Annotated in this window: 15 protein-coding genes; 8 read left to right on the top strand and 7 right to left on the bottom strand. The window is 68.6% G+C overall.

Annotation, left to right across the window (positions count from 1 at the left end):
* The 8 genes from AC0VYB_RS15365 (at position 1) to AC0VYB_RS15330 (ending at position 8466) form a co-directional block, all read left to right on the top strand.
* Entirely contained in the window at positions 1–1284 is a 1284-nt protein-coding gene (locus AC0VYB_RS15365; protein ID WP_095376201.1) for a TRAP transporter large permease, read from the top strand.
* A 34-nt stretch (positions 1285–1318) separates the two neighbouring features.
* Entirely contained in the window at positions 1319–2698 is a 1380-nt protein-coding gene (locus tag AC0VYB_RS15360) for an enolase C-terminal domain-like protein (RefSeq protein WP_095376202.1), read from the top strand.
* Positions 2695–3849 (top strand): fumarylacetoacetate hydrolase family protein, encoded by a 1155-nt coding sequence (locus tag AC0VYB_RS15355; protein WP_095376203.1) that lies wholly within the window; start codon positions 2695–2697, stop codon positions 3847–3849. Before AC0VYB_RS15360 ends, AC0VYB_RS15355 begins: the two co-directional genes overlap by 4 nt.
* A gap of 73 nt (positions 3850–3922) precedes the next feature.
* Positions 3923–4711, top strand: a complete 789-nt coding sequence (locus AC0VYB_RS15350; RefSeq protein WP_475384802.1) for a GntR family transcriptional regulator — start codon at positions 3923–3925, stop codon at positions 4709–4711.
* 2 nt (positions 4712–4713) lie between these two features.
* Positions 4714–5736, top strand: coding sequence for an Ldh family oxidoreductase (locus tag AC0VYB_RS15345; protein ID WP_180960560.1), 1023 nt, complete (start codon positions 4714–4716; stop codon positions 5734–5736).
* A gap of 80 nt (positions 5737–5816) precedes the next feature.
* Positions 5817–6404 carry a hypothetical protein gene (locus AC0VYB_RS15340; protein ID WP_095376205.1) on the top strand — a complete coding sequence of 196 codons (588 nt, stop codon included), beginning with the start codon at positions 5817–5819 and terminating at the stop codon, positions 6402–6404.
* 424 nt (positions 6405–6828) lie between these two features.
* Positions 6829–7449 (top strand): DUF47 family protein, encoded by a 621-nt coding sequence (locus AC0VYB_RS15335; protein ID WP_095376206.1) that lies wholly within the window; start codon positions 6829–6831, stop codon positions 7447–7449.
* Between the two features lie 3 nt (positions 7450–7452).
* Positions 7453–8466 (top strand): inorganic phosphate transporter, encoded by a 1014-nt coding sequence (locus AC0VYB_RS15330; protein WP_197932076.1) that lies wholly within the window; start codon positions 7453–7455, stop codon positions 8464–8466.
* 201 nt (positions 8467–8667) lie between these two features.
* Here AC0VYB_RS15330 and AC0VYB_RS15325 read toward each other — a convergent pair whose 3' ends face one another.
* The 7 genes from AC0VYB_RS15325 to AC0VYB_RS15295 form a co-directional block, all read right to left on the bottom strand.
* Positions 8668–9120 carry a DUF4383 domain-containing protein gene (locus AC0VYB_RS15325; RefSeq protein WP_063250740.1) on the bottom strand — a complete coding sequence of 151 codons (453 nt, stop codon included), beginning with the start codon at positions 9118–9120 and terminating at the stop codon, positions 8668–8670.
* A 357-nt stretch (positions 9121–9477) separates the two neighbouring features.
* On the bottom strand, positions 9478–10257 hold the full coding sequence (gene pstB, locus AC0VYB_RS15320) for a phosphate ABC transporter ATP-binding protein PstB (protein ID WP_063250724.1): 780 nt from the start codon (positions 10255–10257) through the stop codon (positions 9478–9480).
* Between the two features lie 81 nt (positions 10258–10338).
* Positions 10339–11478: a phosphate ABC transporter permease PstA gene (pstA, locus tag AC0VYB_RS15315; protein ID WP_475385271.1), complete on the bottom strand. Its 1140-nt coding sequence runs from the start codon at positions 11476–11478 to the stop codon at positions 10339–10341.
* Positions 11479–11480: 2 nt separating this feature from the next.
* Complete coding sequence (pstC, locus tag AC0VYB_RS15310; RefSeq protein WP_475385270.1) at positions 11481–12371, bottom strand: phosphate ABC transporter permease subunit PstC; 891 nt, start codon at positions 12369–12371, stop codon at positions 11481–11483.
* 230 nt (positions 12372–12601) lie between these two features.
* Entirely contained in the window at positions 12602–13705 is a 1104-nt protein-coding gene (gene pstS / locus AC0VYB_RS15305) for a phosphate ABC transporter substrate-binding protein PstS (RefSeq protein WP_063250736.1), read from the bottom strand.
* A 198-nt stretch (positions 13706–13903) separates the two neighbouring features.
* Complete coding sequence (locus tag AC0VYB_RS15300; protein WP_063250721.1) at positions 13904–14878, bottom strand: NUDIX hydrolase; 975 nt, start codon at positions 14876–14878, stop codon at positions 13904–13906.
* Positions 14875–17019, bottom strand: coding sequence for an RNA degradosome polyphosphate kinase (locus AC0VYB_RS15295; protein WP_144589106.1), 2145 nt, complete (start codon positions 17017–17019; stop codon positions 14875–14877). The genes AC0VYB_RS15300 and AC0VYB_RS15295 overlap by 4 nt, the downstream gene beginning before the upstream one ends.

Below are 17019 nucleotides of genomic sequence, written 5' to 3'. Positions count from 1 at the left end.
ATGACCCTCATCCTCATGCTGGCCGCCCTCCTCGTCCTCCTCGCCCTGCGCGTGCCCGTCGGCATCGCCCTCCTCGTCCCCTCGATCATCTACATCGCCATCGACCCGTCCTCAAGTCCCGCGCTCGCCGTCCAACAGGCGACCTCCGGCGTCTTCGACTTCGCGATCCTCGCCGTGCCGATGTTCATCCTGCTCGGCAACCTCGCGAACATCTCCGGCGCCACCGACCGCCTCTACGACGCCGCCGTCGCAGCGATCGGCCACGTCCGCGGTTCGCTCGGCTACGTCAACATCCTCACGAGCTTCGGCTTCTCCTGGGTCTCCGGCGCCGCGATCTCCGATGCCGCGGCGATGGGGCGCATCCAGGTGCCCGCGATGATCCGCCGCGGCTACCCTGTCGGCTTCTCCCTCGGCATCACCGGTGCCGCCTCCCTCATCGCGCCGATGATGCCGCCGTCGATCCCCGCGATCATCTACGCCGTGACCGCGGGGGTCTCCGTCGGCGCGCTCTTCGTCGCCGGCGTCGTCCCCGCCGTCCTCCTCGTCGTCCTCCTCAGCATCATGTGCTGGTTCCTCACCCGGAATCGTGAGGATCTCCGCCTGCCCAAGGCATCCCGCGCCACCCGCCTCAAGTCCGGTCTGCGCGCCCTGCCCCCGGTCGGGGCCGCCGTCGTCATCCTCGGCGGCATCCTCTCGGGCATCTTCACCCCCACCGAGGCGAGTGCCGTGGGCGTGGCCTACATCGGCATCCTCGCGATCGTCTACGGCAACTTCACGTGGCCGAAGGTCAAACACGCCCTCGTCACCGCCGTCGAGACGACCGGCGGGATCCTCATCATCGTCGCCGGCGCCGCCCTCTTCGGCTGGGTCCTCGCCCGCGAACAGGCACCCCAGCTCGCCGCCGAGGTGCTCCTGTCCATCACCGACCGCCCCATCGTCTTCCTCATCCTCGTCAACCTCCTCCTGCTCATCATCGGCTGCGTCCTCGAGCCCACCTCGGCGATCCTCATCCTCGTCCCCGTTCTCCTCCCCGTCGCCGAGGTGTTCGGACTCAGCCCCGTCCACTTCGGCATCATGATCATCTTCAACCTCCTCATCGGCTTGCTCACCCCACCCGTGGGCCTCGTCCTCTTCGTCCTCTCCTCGGTGACGAAGTATCCGGTGACGACGGTGATCAAGGGAACCCTGCCGTTCTTCGTCCCGATGCTCGCCACCCTCCTCCTCATCTCCGTCGTCCCCTTCCTCAGCCTGTGGCTGCCCTCCCTCCTCGGCTACGCGGTCTGAGTCCCCGATCCACCCACCGGAAAGGCAGAAGCTCGTGCCCCTCATCACCGACATCACCGTCACCGACGTCCGCTTCCCCACCTCCCTCGAACTCGACGGCTCCGACGCCGTCAACGTCGACCCCGACTACTCGGCCGCGTACGTGGCCGTCCATGCCGGGGACGGTGATGCCGCCGAGGTGGGGCATGGTCTCGTCTTCACCGCCGGACGCGGCAATGAACTCATCGTCGCCGCGATGGAGTCGTACGCTCCTCTGCTCATCGGCCGAGAGCTCGACGATCTCCTCGCCGACCTCGGCGCCGCCTCGGCGCTGCTCGTCCACGACTCCCAGCTGCGCTGGCTCGGCCCCGAGAAGGGGGTGACGCAGATGGCCGCGGGCGGCCTCCTCGGCGCCCTGTGGGATCTCGCCGCCCGGCGCGCGGGCAAGCCGCTGTGGAGGCACCTCGCGGAACTGCCCGCCGAGGATCTCGTCTCCGCCATCGACTTCACCCACCTGCGCAACGCCCTCACCGAGGAGGAAGCACTCGAGATGCTCCGCGCGGGAGAGGACGGCCTCGCCGAGCGCATCGCCGAGATCGAGGCGAGCGGCGTCCCCGCGTACACGACCTCACCGGGGTGGCTCGGCTACAGCGACGAGAAGCTCGTGCGCCTGGCGAAGGAAGCCGTCGCCGAAGGGTTCACGCACATCAAGCTCAAGGTCGGCGGCAGCCTCGAGGACGACCGGCGGCGCCTCGCGCTCGCCCGCGAGGCCGTCGGCCCCGACATCCGCATCGCCATCGACGCCAACCAGAAGTGGGAGACCGGCGAGGCCATCGACTGGGTGAACGCACTCGCCGAATTCGACCCGTACTGGATCGAGGAGCCGACGAGCACCGACGAGATCCTCGGCCACGCGGAGATCCGCCGCGGCGTCGCTCCGATCAAGGTCGCCACCGGCGAGGCCGTCCACAACCGGATCATGGTCAAACAGCTCCTCCAGGCCGAGGCCATCGACATCCTCCAACTCGATTCGACCCGCGTCGCCGGTGTCAACGAGAACCTCGCGATCCTCCTGCTCGCGAAGAAGTTCGGCATCCCCGTCTGCCCGCACGCCGGCGGGGTGGGCCTGTGCGAACTCGTCCAGCACCTCGCGCTCTTCGACGCCGCCCGCGTCGCCGGGCAGACGGACGACCGCGTCGTCGAGTACGTCGACCACCTCCACGAGCACTTCGTCGACCCCGCCGTCGTCGTCGACGGCCGCTACCGCGCGCCCTCGGCACCCGGCACGAGCGCCCGCATGGTCGAGGGGTCCGTGACCGAATGGACCTATCCCGACGGACCCGGATGGCAGCGCGCCGGAGAGCGTGCCGCCGTCGATGCTGCGGGAGCGGAGGACCGACAGCCTGCCGGCTCGACGGAAGGAGCATCGGCATGAGCATCCGCGCAATCCTCCCCGCCGAGGCGACCGGCACCTTCCTCGGTCGCCTCTCCGTCCCGGGCAGGCCCGCCCCGGTCCCCGTCCTCATCACCGGTGACGAGGTCCGCGACGTCTCCGCCGTCGACCCCACGCTCTCAGGCATCCTCGAGACCCCGGACCTGCCTCGGCGCCTCGCCGAATCCGCCGCCCGTCCCGCCGAGTGGAGTGTCGAGGACATCCGTCTGCCCGAGGACGATGCGGGGGAGGACACCCCGGTGCTGCTGGCCCCGATCGACCTCCAGGTCATCAAGGCGTGCGGGGTGACGTTCGCCGGCTCGATGGTCGAACGCCTCATCGAGGAGCGCTGCGACGGCGACCCGGGACGGGCCCAGGCCGTGCGCGACGAACTCGCCTCCGCGGTCACCGCCGATCTCGCCGCCATCGTCCCCGGTTCCGAGCAGGCAGCCCGGCTCAAGGAGGCGCTGCTGGCCAAGGGCTGGTGGTCGCAGTACCTCGAGGTCGGCATCGGCCCCGACCCCGAGGTCTTCACTAAGGGACCCGTGCTCTCGGCCGTGGGCACCGGCGACGCCGTCGGGATCCCCGCGTTCTCCGAATGGAGCAACCCCGAACCCGAACTCGTCCTCGTCGTCGACTCCCACGGTGAGATCCGCGGGGTGACGATGGGCAACGACGTCAACCTCCGCGACGTCGAGGGCCGCAGCGCCCTGCTGCTCGGCATGGCCAAGGACAACAACCGCTCGACGGCGATCGGCCCGCTCATCCGGCTCTTCGACGACACCTTCGACCTCGACGCCGCCCGGGCCCTCGACCTCACGCTCACGGTCACGGGGGATTCGGGCTATGAGCTGCGCGGGGTCAACTCGGTGCGGGCGCTCAGCCGACCCTTCGAGGACCTCGTCGCCGCCGCCCACGGACGCCACCACCAGTATCCGGACGGGTTCGTCCTCTTCACGGGCACCCTCTTCGCCCCGACCGAGGACCGGGGGACGGCCGGCCTCGGGTTCACCCACCACCTCGGCGACCGGGTGACGATCGCCAGCGACCGCCTCGGCGTGCTGGCGAACACGGTCGGAGGGGCGGAGGACCTGCCCACCTGGGACTACGGCATCCGCGCGCTCTTCCGCGACCTCGCGGCAGGACAGCGGTAGTCTCAAGGGCACAGTGGAGAGCATCGACGGGGGCTGCACCCGTTCTGCGGCCGACCGGCGGAGAGGAGACGGAATGCCCGGACGCGACACCGACGCGGACTCGAGCGTCTACGCGCGGATCAAGGCGATGATCCTCGACGGCACAGTGCCGCCGGGGGAGAGGATCACCATCGACCGGATGGCCCGGGAGCTCGGGGTGTCCCAGACCCCGGTGCGGGAGGCGATGCAGCGTCTCGAGGGTGACAAGCTCGTCCGGACCAGGCAGCCGCGTGGCTATGCGACGACCCCGCTGCTCACCCGACGCGACCTCGAGATGATGATCGAGGTCCGCCTCCTCATCGAACCGTGGGCGGCGCGGATGGTCGCCGTCGACCGGGCGTCCAACCCGGGGCGGGAGCTGCTCACCGAAGTCGAGTCGTTCGCCGCCGACCCGGACGGGAGCGACTGGAAGCAGAAGCTGTTCCAGCACGACTCGCGCTTCCACCTCCGCATCCTCGAGGCGACCGGCAACACGTTCCTCCTCGACGCGTATCGGCAGATGCGACCGCACCTCCATCTCTTCCGCCTCTACCCCGGCGATCCGCACGGCATCGACACCTCGCACGAGCACGGCGAGATCGCCCGGGCGATCGCGGAGTGCGATCCCGATGCCGCCGAGGCCGCGATGCGCGAGCACATCCTCCACGCACTCACCCGGTTCTCCGCGAGCACGGAGGGCGGTGCGGGGTCCGACAAGGAGGCGGGGTCCGACGGGGAGGCGGGGTCCGACGGAGGGCCGAGCGACGCCGGCCGGGGTTTCACCGACGCCTTCGCATCGGTGCTCGGGCGCTCGCGGGACACGGACTCCGAGGAGGCGAGCTGATCATGCGCCTCTCCGTCGACTCGCTCCGCACCTTCGCCGCAGACGCCCTGGCCTCGTGCGGTGTCCCGGACACCGATGCCTCGCTCACGGCCCGCTCCCTCGTCCAAGCCGACCAGCGCGGCATCGCCTCGCACGGCCTGCTGCGCCTGCCGCTCTACGTCCGTGCCCTCGAATCCGGCGGCATCGCCCCGAGACCGGAGCTCGCCTTCGTCCGGGACACCGGGGCGACCGCGGTGCTCGACGGCGGCAGCGGACTCGGGCAGGTCGTCATGCAGACCGCCGTCGACTGGTCACTCGACCGCACACGGATGCACGGCGTGAGTGCGATCGCGGTGGAGAACTCGAGTCATTACGGGGCGGGTGCGTTCTGGACCGATCAGCTCGCCGCCGCCGGACTCTTCGCCGTCCTCACCTCGACGACGGGTCCGACCGTCGCCGTCCACGGCGGCAGCGCGAAGGTCATCGGCACGAACCCGCTGACGATGACCGCCCCGAGCGCCGGTGAGGACCCGATGACCCTCGACATGGCGACCTCGGCGGGGGCATTCGGCAAGGTGATCGCCGCCCGCAATGCCGGCAGGCCGATCCCTGCGGGCTGGGCCGTCGACGCCGAGGGCAGGGAGACGACCGACGCGGACGCCGCGGCCGCCGGGTCCCTGCTCGCCTTCGGCGGGCACAAGGGCTCCGGGCTCGCGGTCCTCCTCGAAGCCTTCGCCGGGGGCCTGAGCTCGGCGACCTTCGCGTACGAGACCCAGGACATCTGGGACAACCCCGCCTCGGAGATGAACAACGGGCACCTGCTCATCGCCCTCGACTCCGCCGCCTTCAACGGCCGCACCACCGCCGAGGCGAAGGTGAGCGCCCTGGGAACCGCGATCGGTGCCTCCGGGGACGGGGTGCGGCTGCCCGGGGAGATCGAGTACGCGAACGAGGAGCGCAGCGCCGACGCGCTCGACCTCGAGGATTCGACCGCCGAGGCACTGCTGAGGGTGGCTGACGACCTCGGGCTTCCTCGGCCGCAGTGAGCCTCCGGGCGTGAACCTCGGTGAGAGGAGTGCGCACCCCTTGACCGGCGTTCAGACACGAGGACTACACTGCACACACGATGAATGAGCGCCCGTTCCACCGCCCCGTCCCGCTCGCCGACCTCGAATCGGTGAGCAGCCTGACCGACCCCGTCACCCGGTCGGAGACCTCGCACGCCACGGCGGCCCTCCTCCTCGGCGACGCCCGCGGCAACCGTGACGAAGCCGCGACCAGGCGCTTCGTCGAACTCGCCGACGACATCGGCCTCGAGGTCATCGCCGAGATGTGGTCGGCTGCCCCTGCCGTCTCCGCGCCCGGCGCGCTCTGGCGCCTCTACGCCCTGCGCGAGTGGATCGTCACCTCGCCCCGTGAGGTCGCTGACCTCTTCGACCTCGGACGACGGCGCACGACCGAGGGCATCGGCGTGACCGAGATCCTGGCCGGGGTCGAGAATCCGGTCGGACCCGACGAGGTGGCCCGTGCGATCGACGAGATCCTCGCCGGCGCCTTCCGCGGCGACGTCATCATCGCCCTGCTCCGGGCCGCCGCCTTCGTCGGCATCTGCGCTGCCGGGGCCGACAGCGAGGACACGCGCACCCGCCTGCAGCAGCTCTCGAAGGACCTCGGCGACGCCGCGATGGTCCATCGCAACGAAGGTCTGAGCTGACCCGCGCGACCGTTGCCGAGCACGGGACCTGACCCCCGCCTCGGCGAGGGAGGACAAGGAACCGCACGCCCGCCTCGGCGCGGGCGGACAAGAGCCCTCCCTCCTGTTTCGGCGTAGGCACCGGCCCCGGTCCTGGCTGGGTGGACGCACGGGGCGGACGACCGTCGGCTGTGAGATTTTTCAAGCCGGAGTTCGCCGTACCGGGGTAGACGCACAGTGTGGAAGCGGTATCGTGGAAGACGGCCCTCGTGGCCACCGGACGTTGGATCGCTGAAGCCCCGGGCTCCAACCTCAGCCGCTTCGAGCGGCCTATCGCCGAGAGGCGCTCTCGGTTCAGCGTCCGGTTCACACACTCGACAGAGGAATATCGGCGCGAATTGCACATGCGTCCGGCGGTGTCCGGGCCCCGGGCAGGAGGAAACGCATGCGGCTCAGACGGGTACCGCAGGACACCGTGTTCTACGAGCGGATGTCCGATCTCGTCGGACAGATGCGGCAGTGCAATCTCGTGCTCGCTGAACTCTCGGGCATCGAACTCACCGAACGCCGGCAGGTCGCCGACCGGCTGCGTGAGATCGGCGACCACGCCGATGCGGACATGGGAGCCGTGCTGCGGGCCCTGCGGGAGAACTACATCACCCCCTTCGACCGCTACGACCTCTACCTCCTCTGCCATCACATGCGCGACATCTGCCATCGCCTCCACGGCGTCGGCTACGTCCTCGCTTCCGAAGCCTTCGACCCCCTGCCCTCCGGCGTCCTCGAGACGCTCGCCGTCCTGTCCAACCAGACCGATCACACGGCGCGGATGGTCTCGAAGCTGCCGGGCAAGGTCGACCAGTGGGACTACGTCGACACGATCAACCGGCTCACCCACCAGGTCGAGACCCTCCAGTGGCGGATGTCCGACGCGGTGCCCAACTCGAAGCGCGGACTGACGTACATGGCCGCGGTCTCCCAGCTCGGGCAGGCCTTCGTCCGTGCCGCCCACAGCTTCACCGAACTCGGCAAGGTCGTCGCCTCGATCGCGATCAAGGAATCCTGATCCGTGGAGCTGCTCATGGCGGGAGTCATCGTCGCCGCGGTGCTCTTCGCCGGATCGAACGGGTTCCATGACGCGGCGCTGACCATCGGCAACGCCGTGGTCGGGCGCGCGCTCAGCCCGAAGTGGGCGCTCGGACTCGCCGTCGTCTTCAACTTCATCGGCGCCCTGCTCGGCGAGGGCATCGCGATCGTCGTGGCCAACCAGATCATCAGGTTCGCAGGCATGCCGACGGACGTCATCCTCACCTGCATCATCATCGCCTTCGTCTCCGCGACGGCCTGGAGCCTGTTCACGTACTGGCTCGCGCTGCCGGTGTCGTCGACGCACTGCCTCATCGGCGGCCTCCTCGGGGCGGGCCTCACCCTCGGGTTCACCCTCGACAGCGCCGAGTTCTTCGACTCCGTCATCCTGCCGCTGCTCATCTCGCCGGTGCTCGGATTCCTCCTGGCCTGGTGTCTGACGCTTCTCTTCTCGAAGCTCTTCGCTTCGACCCCGCCGAAGCCGCTCTTCCGCGGGGCGCGGATGGTCGACGCGGTCCTCACCGCCTCGCTCTCCCTCGTCCACGGCATCCAGGATGCGCAGAAGACCGCGGCGCTCGTCATGGTCGCCATCCTCGCCGTCGATACGGTCAAGCACAGCGAACTCGCCGTCGTCGAGATCTCCTGGCCGGTGCGCATCCTCATCGCCCTCGCGCTGGCCGCCGGGACCGGGCTGAGCGGATGGCGGGTCGTGCGCACGCTGTCGGTGCGGATGGCACGCCTCGACCCGGTCAAGACCGCGATCGCCGACGCCACCGCCTCGGTGCTCATGTACGCAGCCGCCCTCGTCATGCGGGTGCCCGTCTCGCTCACCTTCGTCCTCGGGTCGGCGATCCTCGGCACGCAGTACGCGGGCCGGAAGGGCCACCCGCGGGCCCGGTACATCGTCCCGATGGTCGCCGGCTGGCTGCTGACGATCCCCGCCGCGGCGCTGCTCGCCGTGGGCATCGGCCTCGTCGTCCGCGCCGTCGCGGCCTGAGGCAGCTGCGAGCCCCCCTCAACCTCGAGGGGACCACTGCGCGGCGAGGGGACGATTTCTAGCTGGTCCGCTCGCCCCGGAGGAGTCCCCTCGGCGCAGCGGCGCTCTCTGCGAGCACCACCTCGCCGAGGCGGAACCCGGCGTTCTGTGGGGAACCGGGGGCCGCCTCGGCGAGGCTGGGGATGCCGGGGAAGGGGACTGTCAGTCGACCTTGGCCCTGCGGCCGAGGACGACGCCGGCACCGATCATGGTCACGGACAGGACGAAGTGGAGCCAGTTGTCCGCGGTGTTGAGGGGGACGAAGTTGCCCATCGAGTCCATGGGGACGACGAGCCCGTAGATCCACAGCACGGCGTAGACGATGCCGCCGACGATGAGGTACCCCTTCGCGAGGGCACGGGAGCGCAGGGCGAGGAGTCCGACGATGCCGAAGAGCAGGTGGACGATGTTGTGGAGCACCGAGACCTGGAAGATGCCGAGCAGAGCGGCCTCGGAGTGGTGTCCGGCGAACATCAGCGTGTCGTAGTTCTGCGTGATTCCCGGAACGAACCCGAGGATCCCGACGAGGAGGAAGACGGCCCCGAAGATCCCGGCGACGATCTGGACGGCGCTGCGGGTCGAGCGTGCAGTCGCGTGTGCGTGGGAGGCGGTCATGACGATCCCTTTCTGCTTCGGCGTGGTTCGTCTGTCAGAGGGGATTCGGAGCCGGGCGCCGTTCGGATGGGTCGGACTTCCGATGAAGTGTGCACGCCGGTGGTGCCGGTCGCCTCTCCGAGGAGGATCGAGTGCGATCCTGGGCCGGATTTCGGACCGGATCCTCCTCGGGGACCCGAGGCGCACGGAGTTCGAGGCGCGGGTGCGCGCACGGGAAGCGCCGGGAGCGTGGTGCGCGCTCGCAGGAACGCAGGCAAACGCAACGCCGGACCGGGCACGAAGCCCGATCCGGCGTTGCGCGAGACGTGGAGCCGCAGCTCGGGACGGCGGACCGCCCCTACGCTGTGTGCCCGGTGATCACCCGAAGCGGCCGGAGATGTAGTTCTCGGTCTCTTCCTTCGTCGGGTTGGAGAAGATCGTCGAGGTGTCGTCGAACTCGATGAGCTTGCCCGGCTTGCCGGTGCCGGCGATGTTGAAGAACGCGGTCTTGTCGGACACGCGGGCGGCCTGCTGCATGTTGTGCGTGACGATGACGACCGTGTACTTGTCCTTGAGGTCGTTGATGAGGTCCTCGATCGCCAGCGTCGAGATCGGGTCGAGAGCCGAGCACGGCTCGTCCATGAGGATGACCTCGGGCTCGACGGCGATCGCGCGGGCGATGCACAGACGCTGCTGCTGACCGCCGGAGAGCCCCGAACCGGGCAGGTTGAGACGGTCCTTGACCTCGTTCCAGAGGTTCGCGCCCTTGAGGGCACGCTCGGCGAGGTCGTCGGCCTCGGACTTCGGGAGGCGGCGGTTGTTCAGACGCACGCCGGCGAGCACGTTCTCCTTGATGCTCATGGTCGGGAACGGGTTCGCCCGCTGGAAGACCATGCCCACGTCGCGGCGGACGTTGACCGGGTCGACGCCCGCGCCGTAGATGTTGTCTCCGTCCATGAGGACCTCACCCTGGACGCTCGCGCCCGGGATGACCTCGTGCATGCGGTTGAGCGTGCGCAGCACGGTCGACTTGCCGCAGCCGGAGGGACCGATGAACGCGGTGACCGACCGCGGCTTGATGTGCATGTTGACGCCGTCGACGGCCTGGAAGTCGCCGTAGAAGATGTCGAGATCCTTGATGTCGATCTGCTTTGACATGGTGTGTCCTTGTCCTTCGGAGTCAGAGGTGCGGTAGCTGGGAGGGGGCTGCGATCCCCGCCGAGGCGGTGGAGGCGGGGATCATCGTCCGGCCTTGGGTGCGAGGACCTTCGCGATGATGCGGGCCAGGAGGTTGAGCAGCATGACGAGGATGACGAGGACGAGGGCCGCGGCCCACGCACGGTCGGAGCTCGCCAGCGCTGCCTCACCGGGAGAGACCGGCCGCAGCTGCGAATCGTAGATGTAGGTCGGCAGGGTCGACATCCAGCCGGAGAAGAGGTTCCAGTTGAGCGTCTTCGCGAAGCCGGCGGTGACCATGATCGGCGCCGTCTCGCCGATGACGCGGGCGATCGCGATCGTCACACCCGAGAGGATGCCGGAGATCGCGGTCGGGAGGACGATCTTGACGATCGTCTTCCACTTCGGCACGCCGAGGGCGTAGGAGGCTTCGCGCAGATCCATCGGGACGAGGCGGAGGATCTCCTCGGTGTTGCGCACGACGATGGGGATCATGAGCACCGAGAGCGCGACCGCCGCGGTGAAGCCGGTCTTCGCGCTGCCGACCGCGTCGGGCATGACGAGCCCGAGGATCGTCGAGAACAGGGCGAAGGCGAAGAGACCGGCGACGATCGACGGGATGCCCGTCATGACGTCGACGAGGAAGGTGATCGCCTTGCCGAGCTTGTTGTTGCCGGCGTACTCGACGAGGTAGATCGCTGCGAGCACGCCGATCGGGATCGAGATGGCACACGCGGCGAACGTGATGAGCACGGTGCCGACGATCGCGTGATAGAAGCCGCCGGCCAGGGAGGCCTCACCCGCGACGTACTGCTGGTCGAGGACGCCCTTCATGCCGAGCATCGTGCGGGTGAGGAGATCGATGTTGATCGCCGCACCGCCCTTGGACACGGTCAGCCACAGCAGCGAGATGAGAGGGACGCAGGCGAGGACGAAGGTCGAGGTGACGATCGTCGTCGCGATCCGGTCGACGGCCTTGCGTCGGCCCTCGTAGGCGCCGGAGATGACGAGCACCGCGACGAGGTTGATGATGCCCGCGAGGATCGCGGTGATCGCCAGCGAGAAGCCGCCGGTGAAGGCGAAGGTGAGGCCGAACGCGACGAGGATCGAGGCCACGGCGATGATCCACGGAGTCGCCTTGGGCAACTGCTTCGAGGTCAGCGTACGGGTCTTGGTGGTCGCATTGTCAGAGGTCGTCAACATCATCAACTGCCCTTCACCGAGGTCTTGGCAACAATTGCGCGCGCCGCCATGTTCACCAGCAGGGTGATGACGAAGAGGACGAGGCCGATCGAGATGAGCTCGGAGAGCCGGAGTCCGGCCGCCTCTGGGAAGTTCTGCGCGATCTCAGAGGCGATGGTCTGGTTGCCGCTGACGACGAGGGACGCGGTGAGCAGACCGGGGGAGAGGATCATGGCCACCGCCATCGTCTCACCGAGGGCGCGGCCGAGGCCGAGCATGGTCGCCGAGGCGATGCCCGACCTGCCGAAGGGAAGGACGGCGGTGCGGATCATCTCCCAGCGGGTCGCGCCGAGCGCGAGCGCCGCTTCTTCCTGCAGACGCGGGGTCTGGAGGAAGACCTCGCGGGTGAGCGAGGTGATGATCGGCAGGATCATGATCGACAGGACGAGGGAGGCGGTGAGCAGCGTGCGGCCGGTGTTCGAGACACCGCCGTCGGGGTCCGGGGCGAAGATGGGGATCCACCCGAACCACTTCGAGAGCCACAGGTAGAAGCCGGTGAGGTTGCCGGCCAGCGTCAGGCCCCAGAGGCCGTAGACGACGGAGGGGATCGCGGCGAGGAGGTCGATGACGTACCCGAGCGCCGGGGCGAGCCTGCGCGGCGCCATGTGCGTCGTGAACAGGGCGATGCCGAGGGCGAACGGGGTGGCGACGACGAGGGCGATCGCCGAGGAGACGAGCGTGCCGATGATGAGCGGCCAGACGTAGGCGAAGAAGCCGCGGCCGCCGGTGATCGAGCTCGGATCGGAGATCTGCGCCTCGATGGTGTCGCTCGACTGGGCGAGGAGGAAGAGGGCGACACCGGCCAGCGTGAGCAGGATGAGGATCCCTGCGAGAAGGGTCGCGGTGGAGAAGATCCGGTCGCCGGGCCGGACGACCGCCTTCGGCGCCCGACTCGGGCCGGCCTCAGCGCTCGGCTGAGGTGTGCCGGCGGGGCCGGTCTCAGTGGTTTGCGTGCTGGTCGGCACTGGTGCTCCTCAAGTGACGAGTGGGGATCGTGGTGCGGGGATCCTGGGCACCGAAGAGCGGCGTAGCGCGAGCTACGCCGCTCTTCGACTGTACAGTGTTCCAGATCAAAGCGTCAGCTTCAGCCGGAGACCTTGATGGAATCGATGACGGTGTTGATCTGCGAGCGCAGGTCCTCGGAGATCGGGGCGGAACCGGCCGATTCGGCAGCCGAGGCCTGGCCCTCCTCCGAGACGACGTACTTCTCCCAGGCCTTGACCATGTCGACCGTGTTCTGGTCGGCGTACGACGAGCACACGATGTGGTAGGAGACGAGGACGATCGGGTAGGCGCCCGACTCGGTGGTGTCGCGGGCGAGGTCGAAGGCGAGGTCGCCTTCGCCGCGTCCCTCGACCGTGGTCGAGGCGTCGAGGACCTTCGTCGCGGCCTCAGGCGAGAGCTCGACGAACTCGTCGCCGACCTTGACCTTGGCGGTGCCGAGCGAGCCGACGGCCGAGGCGTCGGCGTAGCCGATCGCACCGTTGGTGTCGGTCACGGTCTGGACGACGCCGTCGGTGCCCTGTGCGGCCTCGCCGCCGTAGTTCTTCGGGAAGTTGCCGTCCGGCTCCTCGTCCCAGACGTCGCCCGCGGTCGCCTTGAGGTACTCGGTGAAGTTCTCGGTCGTGCCCGAGTCGTCGGCGCGGTGGACGGCGGTGATCTTGAGATCGGGAAGCTTGGCGTCGGGGTTGTCGGCCGCGATCTTCTCGTCGTTCCAGTTCGTGATCTCGCCCTTGAAGATCCCGGCGATCGTCTGCGGGGAGAGGTTGAGCGAGTCGACGCCTTCGACGTTGAACGCGACGGCGATCGGGGAGATGTAGACGGGGAACTCGTAGGCGCCGTCGGGTCCGCAGACCTCCTTGGCCTTCGCAGCCTCTTCGTCGTCGAGGTAGGCGTCCGAGCCGGCGAACTGCGCGTTGCCGGCGAGGAACTGCTCGCGTCCCGCACCCGAACCGTCAGGCGAGTAGTTGACGGTCACGCCGGAGTTCGCCGAGGTGAAGTCCGCGGTCCAGGCGTCCATGGCGGCCTTCTGCGAGGAGGCGCCGATGCCGGTGAGGGTGCCCTGCAGGTCGCTTTCACCGCCGCCGCTGACGTCCTCGCCGGTGGCGGAGGCTCCGCCGCAGGCCGACAGGGTGAGCGCGCCGACTGCGAGGAGAGCAGCGGAGGGGGCAAGATGCTTCAGCTTCACGAAGTTGCCTTTCTGATTGAGCACACGTTTTCGAGCGATCTCGATCGTTCGCCCTCCACGCTAAGGAGGATGTGTAAAGGCTGGGGTCTCGTTCAGTGAATGGAAGGTGAATGGATGCTGAAGGATTGGGAGACCGCTGAGTGCTCCATCACAGGGGGTGGGGGTTCCGTGAGACGATCGACGCCGAGGCGGGTGTGCCTACGCGTCGATGGGGCGGAACCGTTCGACCTCGACGATGCGGGCGATCGTTCCCGGACGCACGTAGGCGACGAGGATCTCCCCGGGTTTGAGGTAGGGGTCCTCGGTCGGCAGCTTCTCGGCGATGCGCTTCGGGGCGTGGGCGGCGAAGACCTTGAGCACGGTGGGCACCACCGGTCGGTGCGTGCAGAACGCTGTGGGCTTGCCCTTGTCGAGGAGCTTCTCGATGCAGCGGGCGGTCTTGTCGGGGTTCGCCGCCGTCGCCTTCTCACTCAGTGCCGCGACCTTCTTGATCGACTTGCCCGTGGCCGCGGAGAACGGGGCCAGCGTCGCCACGCATCGCTTCCACGGACTCGAGACGAGCTTCTTGACCTCCCACGCCGCGAGCAGACCGGTGAGTGCCATCGCCTGCCGTGTGCCCAGCGCCAGCAGCGGGCGCACATGCTCCGTCTCGTACCACTTCGCCCGCGGGAACGCCTTGCCGTGGCGGACGAGGATGAGCGGCCACGCCCGCAGGGCATCGGTCTCGTCGTACTTCTCGAGCGCGTCGAGCTGGTCCCGGTCGGCGTAGGAGGTCAGCTTCGTCCGCGCCTCGGCGATCGGCAGCCACACGGCCTCGTCGACCTCCCGCGGGTTGTGCGGGGCGAACGTCGCCTCGCCCCTGACCTCGGCGGACCAGTAGAAGACCTTCTTGAGGTTCTTCCCCCCGACCATGTACTCGGCCGTCGGCAGGGGCACGCCGAGGTGGACGTCGAACCCCGTCTCCTCCCTCACCTCGCGGATCGCCGCCTCCGGCAGCGTCTCCCCGGGTTCGACCTTGCCCTTGGGCCACGACCAGTCGTTGTAACGGGGACGGTGGATGAGGGCGACTTCGATGCCCTCGGCCCCGTTGCGCCAGCACACGGCGCCGGCGGCGAGGATGTCGGCGGTGACCCGCGATGACGCCTGTGCGGATGCGACCGTCGAGGGACTCACGCGTCCTCTCCGATCAGACGCCGCTTCCGATGCCGGCGGATGAGCTCGGACTGGTAGTCGGTGAGATCCTCGCCGTCGGGTCCGTGGAGCATCCGCGTCCACGTTCCGTCCCCGGAGAGCTCGAATGCCGAGGTGGTGTCGGCGAACGCGAGGTCGAAGAGTTCGATGATCTCGGCCTTGTGGTTGGGCGCTGAGAGCTCGATGAGGGTCTCGACGCGGCGGTCGAGGTTGCGGTGCATCATATCGGCCGAGCCGATGTAGACGATCGGGTCGCCGTCATTGCCGAAGACGAACGCGCGCGAGTGCTCGAGGAAGCGCCCGAGCACCGAGCGGACCTTGATGTTCTCGCTCAGCCCGGGGATGCCCGGCCGCAGGGCGCAGATGCCGCGGACGAAGACCTCGACCTTCACCCCGGCGCGCGAGGCCCGGTAGAGGGCGTCGATGATGCCCTCGTCGACGATCGAGTTGACCTTGATTCGCACGCAGCCCTCACCGCCCGCCTCGGCGATCGCGATCTCCTTGTCGATGAGTTCGATGAGGCCCGCGCGCACCCGGGTGGGGGCGACGAGAAGGCGCGAGTACTCGGCGCGCGGGGCATAGCCGGAGAGCTGGTTGAACAGCTTCGTGAGGTCGTCGGCGACGGCCTTGTCCTTCGTCAGCAGTCCGAAGTCCTCGTAGAGGCGAGCGGTCTTCGGGTGGTAGTTGCCGGTGCCGACGTGGCAGTAGCGGGCGAGCCCCTCGGCCTCCTGGCGGACGACGAGGGAGAGTTTGGCATGGGTTTTCAGCCCGACGATGCCGTAGACGACGTGGACGCCGGCGCGTTCGAGCTTGCGCGCCCACGTGATGTTGGCCTCCTCGTCGAAGCGGGCCTTGATCTCGACGACGGCGAGGACCTGGATGCCCGACTGCGCGGCGTCGACGAGGGCGTCGATGATCGGGGAGTCCCCGGACGTGCGGTAGAGCGTCTGCTTGATCGCGAGCACGTTCTTGTCGTTTGCCGCCTGCTCGAGGAAGGCCTGGACGCTGGTGGAGAACGAGTCGTAGGGGTGGTGGAGGAGGATGTCGCGGTTCGAGACGGCGGCGAACACGTCGACCTGGTCGCTCGACTCGCGCAGCGAGAGGTCCTTGTTCATCTGCGGGACCATCTTCGGGAAATGGAGGTCGTCGCGGGGGACGTCGGCGATGTCGGCCATGCCCGAGAGGTCGAGCGGCGTCGGCAGCTGGTAGATCTCGGACTCGTCGATCCCGAGTTCGTCCTTGAGCATCTCGCGGACCCGGGGGTGGATGTCCTCAGTGATCTCGACGCGCACGGCCGGGCCGAAGCGCCGGCGCAGCAGCTCCTTCTCGAGCGCTTTGAGGAGGTTCTCCGCGTCGTCCTCCTCGACTTCGAGGTCTTCGTTGCGGGTGACGCGGAACGTCGAGTGGTGGATGACCTCCATGCCGTCGAAGAGGGCGTCGAGGTGGGCGGCGATGATGTCCTCGAGCGCGACGAAGCGGGCGGGGACGTCGCGTCCGGCGGGACGGTCGGTCGCCTCGGCGACGTTGAAGAACCGGGGCAGGCGCGGGGGCACCTTGACCCGGGCGAAGAGCTCCTTGCCCGAGTCGGGATAGCGCAGGAGCACGCCGAGGTTGAGCGAGAGCCCGGAGATGTAGGGGAACGGATGGGCCGGGTCGACGGCGAGCGGGGTGAGGACAGGGAAGACGTGGTCGGTGAAGAACTCGTCGACGCGGGCGCGCTCCCCGCTCGTGAGGTCGTCCATCGAGACCTTCGTGATCGCCTCGGCGTCGAGCTGGGGGCCGATGACGGTCTTGAGCAGCTCCGCGTGGCGGGACATGAGCTCGTGCGCGCGGACGCTGATGGCGTGCACGACCTGCAGCGGCATCCGGCCGGTCACGGTCGGCACGGCGAGACCGGTGTTGATGCGGCGCTTGAGGCCGGCGACGCGAACCATGAAGAACTCGTCGAGGTTGGAGGCGAAGATCGAGAGGAAGCGGACCCGCTCGAGCAGCGGCATCTCCGGGTCGGAGGCGAGGTCGAGGACGCGCTCGTTGAACGCGAGCCAGCTGAGCTCGCGGTCGAGGAATCGGTCGGCGGGATCGGGCAGGTCGAGCTCACGCCCGACTGCGATGACGTCGTACAT

This window comes from Brevibacterium sp. Z349TD_9 (assembly GCF_056173565.1).
Note: the sequence above shows the minus strand (reverse complement) of the source record. Positions and strands in the feature narration are given on the sequence as shown.

Excerpts from the sequence above, each read along its gene's own strand:
- AC0VYB_RS15295 (WP_144589106.1), bottom strand. The coding sequence starts at position 17,019 with ATGTACGACGTCATCGCAGTCGGGCGTGAGCTCGACCTGCCCGATCCC.
- AC0VYB_RS15350 (WP_475384802.1), top strand. The coding sequence starts at position 3,923 with ATGCCCGGACGCGACACCGACGCGGACTCGAGCGTCTACGCGCGGATC.
- AC0VYB_RS15335 (WP_095376206.1), top strand. The coding sequence starts at position 6,829 with ATGCGGCTCAGACGGGTACCGCAGGACACCGTGTTCTACGAGCGGATG.
- AC0VYB_RS15345 (WP_180960560.1), top strand. The coding sequence starts at position 4,714 with ATGCGCCTCTCCGTCGACTCGCTCCGCACCTTCGCCGCAGACGCCCTG.
- AC0VYB_RS15325 (WP_063250740.1), bottom strand. The coding sequence starts at position 9,120 with ATGACCGCCTCCCACGCACACGCGACTGCACGCTCGACCCGCAGCGCC.
- pstB (WP_063250724.1), bottom strand. The coding sequence starts at position 10,257 with ATGTCAAAGCAGATCGACATCAAGGATCTCGACATCTTCTACGGCGAC.
- AC0VYB_RS15340 (WP_095376205.1), top strand. The coding sequence starts at position 5,817 with ATGAATGAGCGCCCGTTCCACCGCCCCGTCCCGCTCGCCGACCTCGAA.
- AC0VYB_RS15355 (WP_095376203.1), top strand. The coding sequence starts at position 2,695 with ATGAGCATCCGCGCAATCCTCCCCGCCGAGGCGACCGGCACCTTCCTC.
- AC0VYB_RS15365 (WP_095376201.1), top strand. The coding sequence starts at position 1 with ATGACCCTCATCCTCATGCTGGCCGCCCTCCTCGTCCTCCTCGCCCTG.
- pstA (WP_475385271.1), bottom strand. The coding sequence starts at position 11,478 with ATGTTGACGACCTCTGACAATGCGACCACCAAGACCCGTACGCTGACC.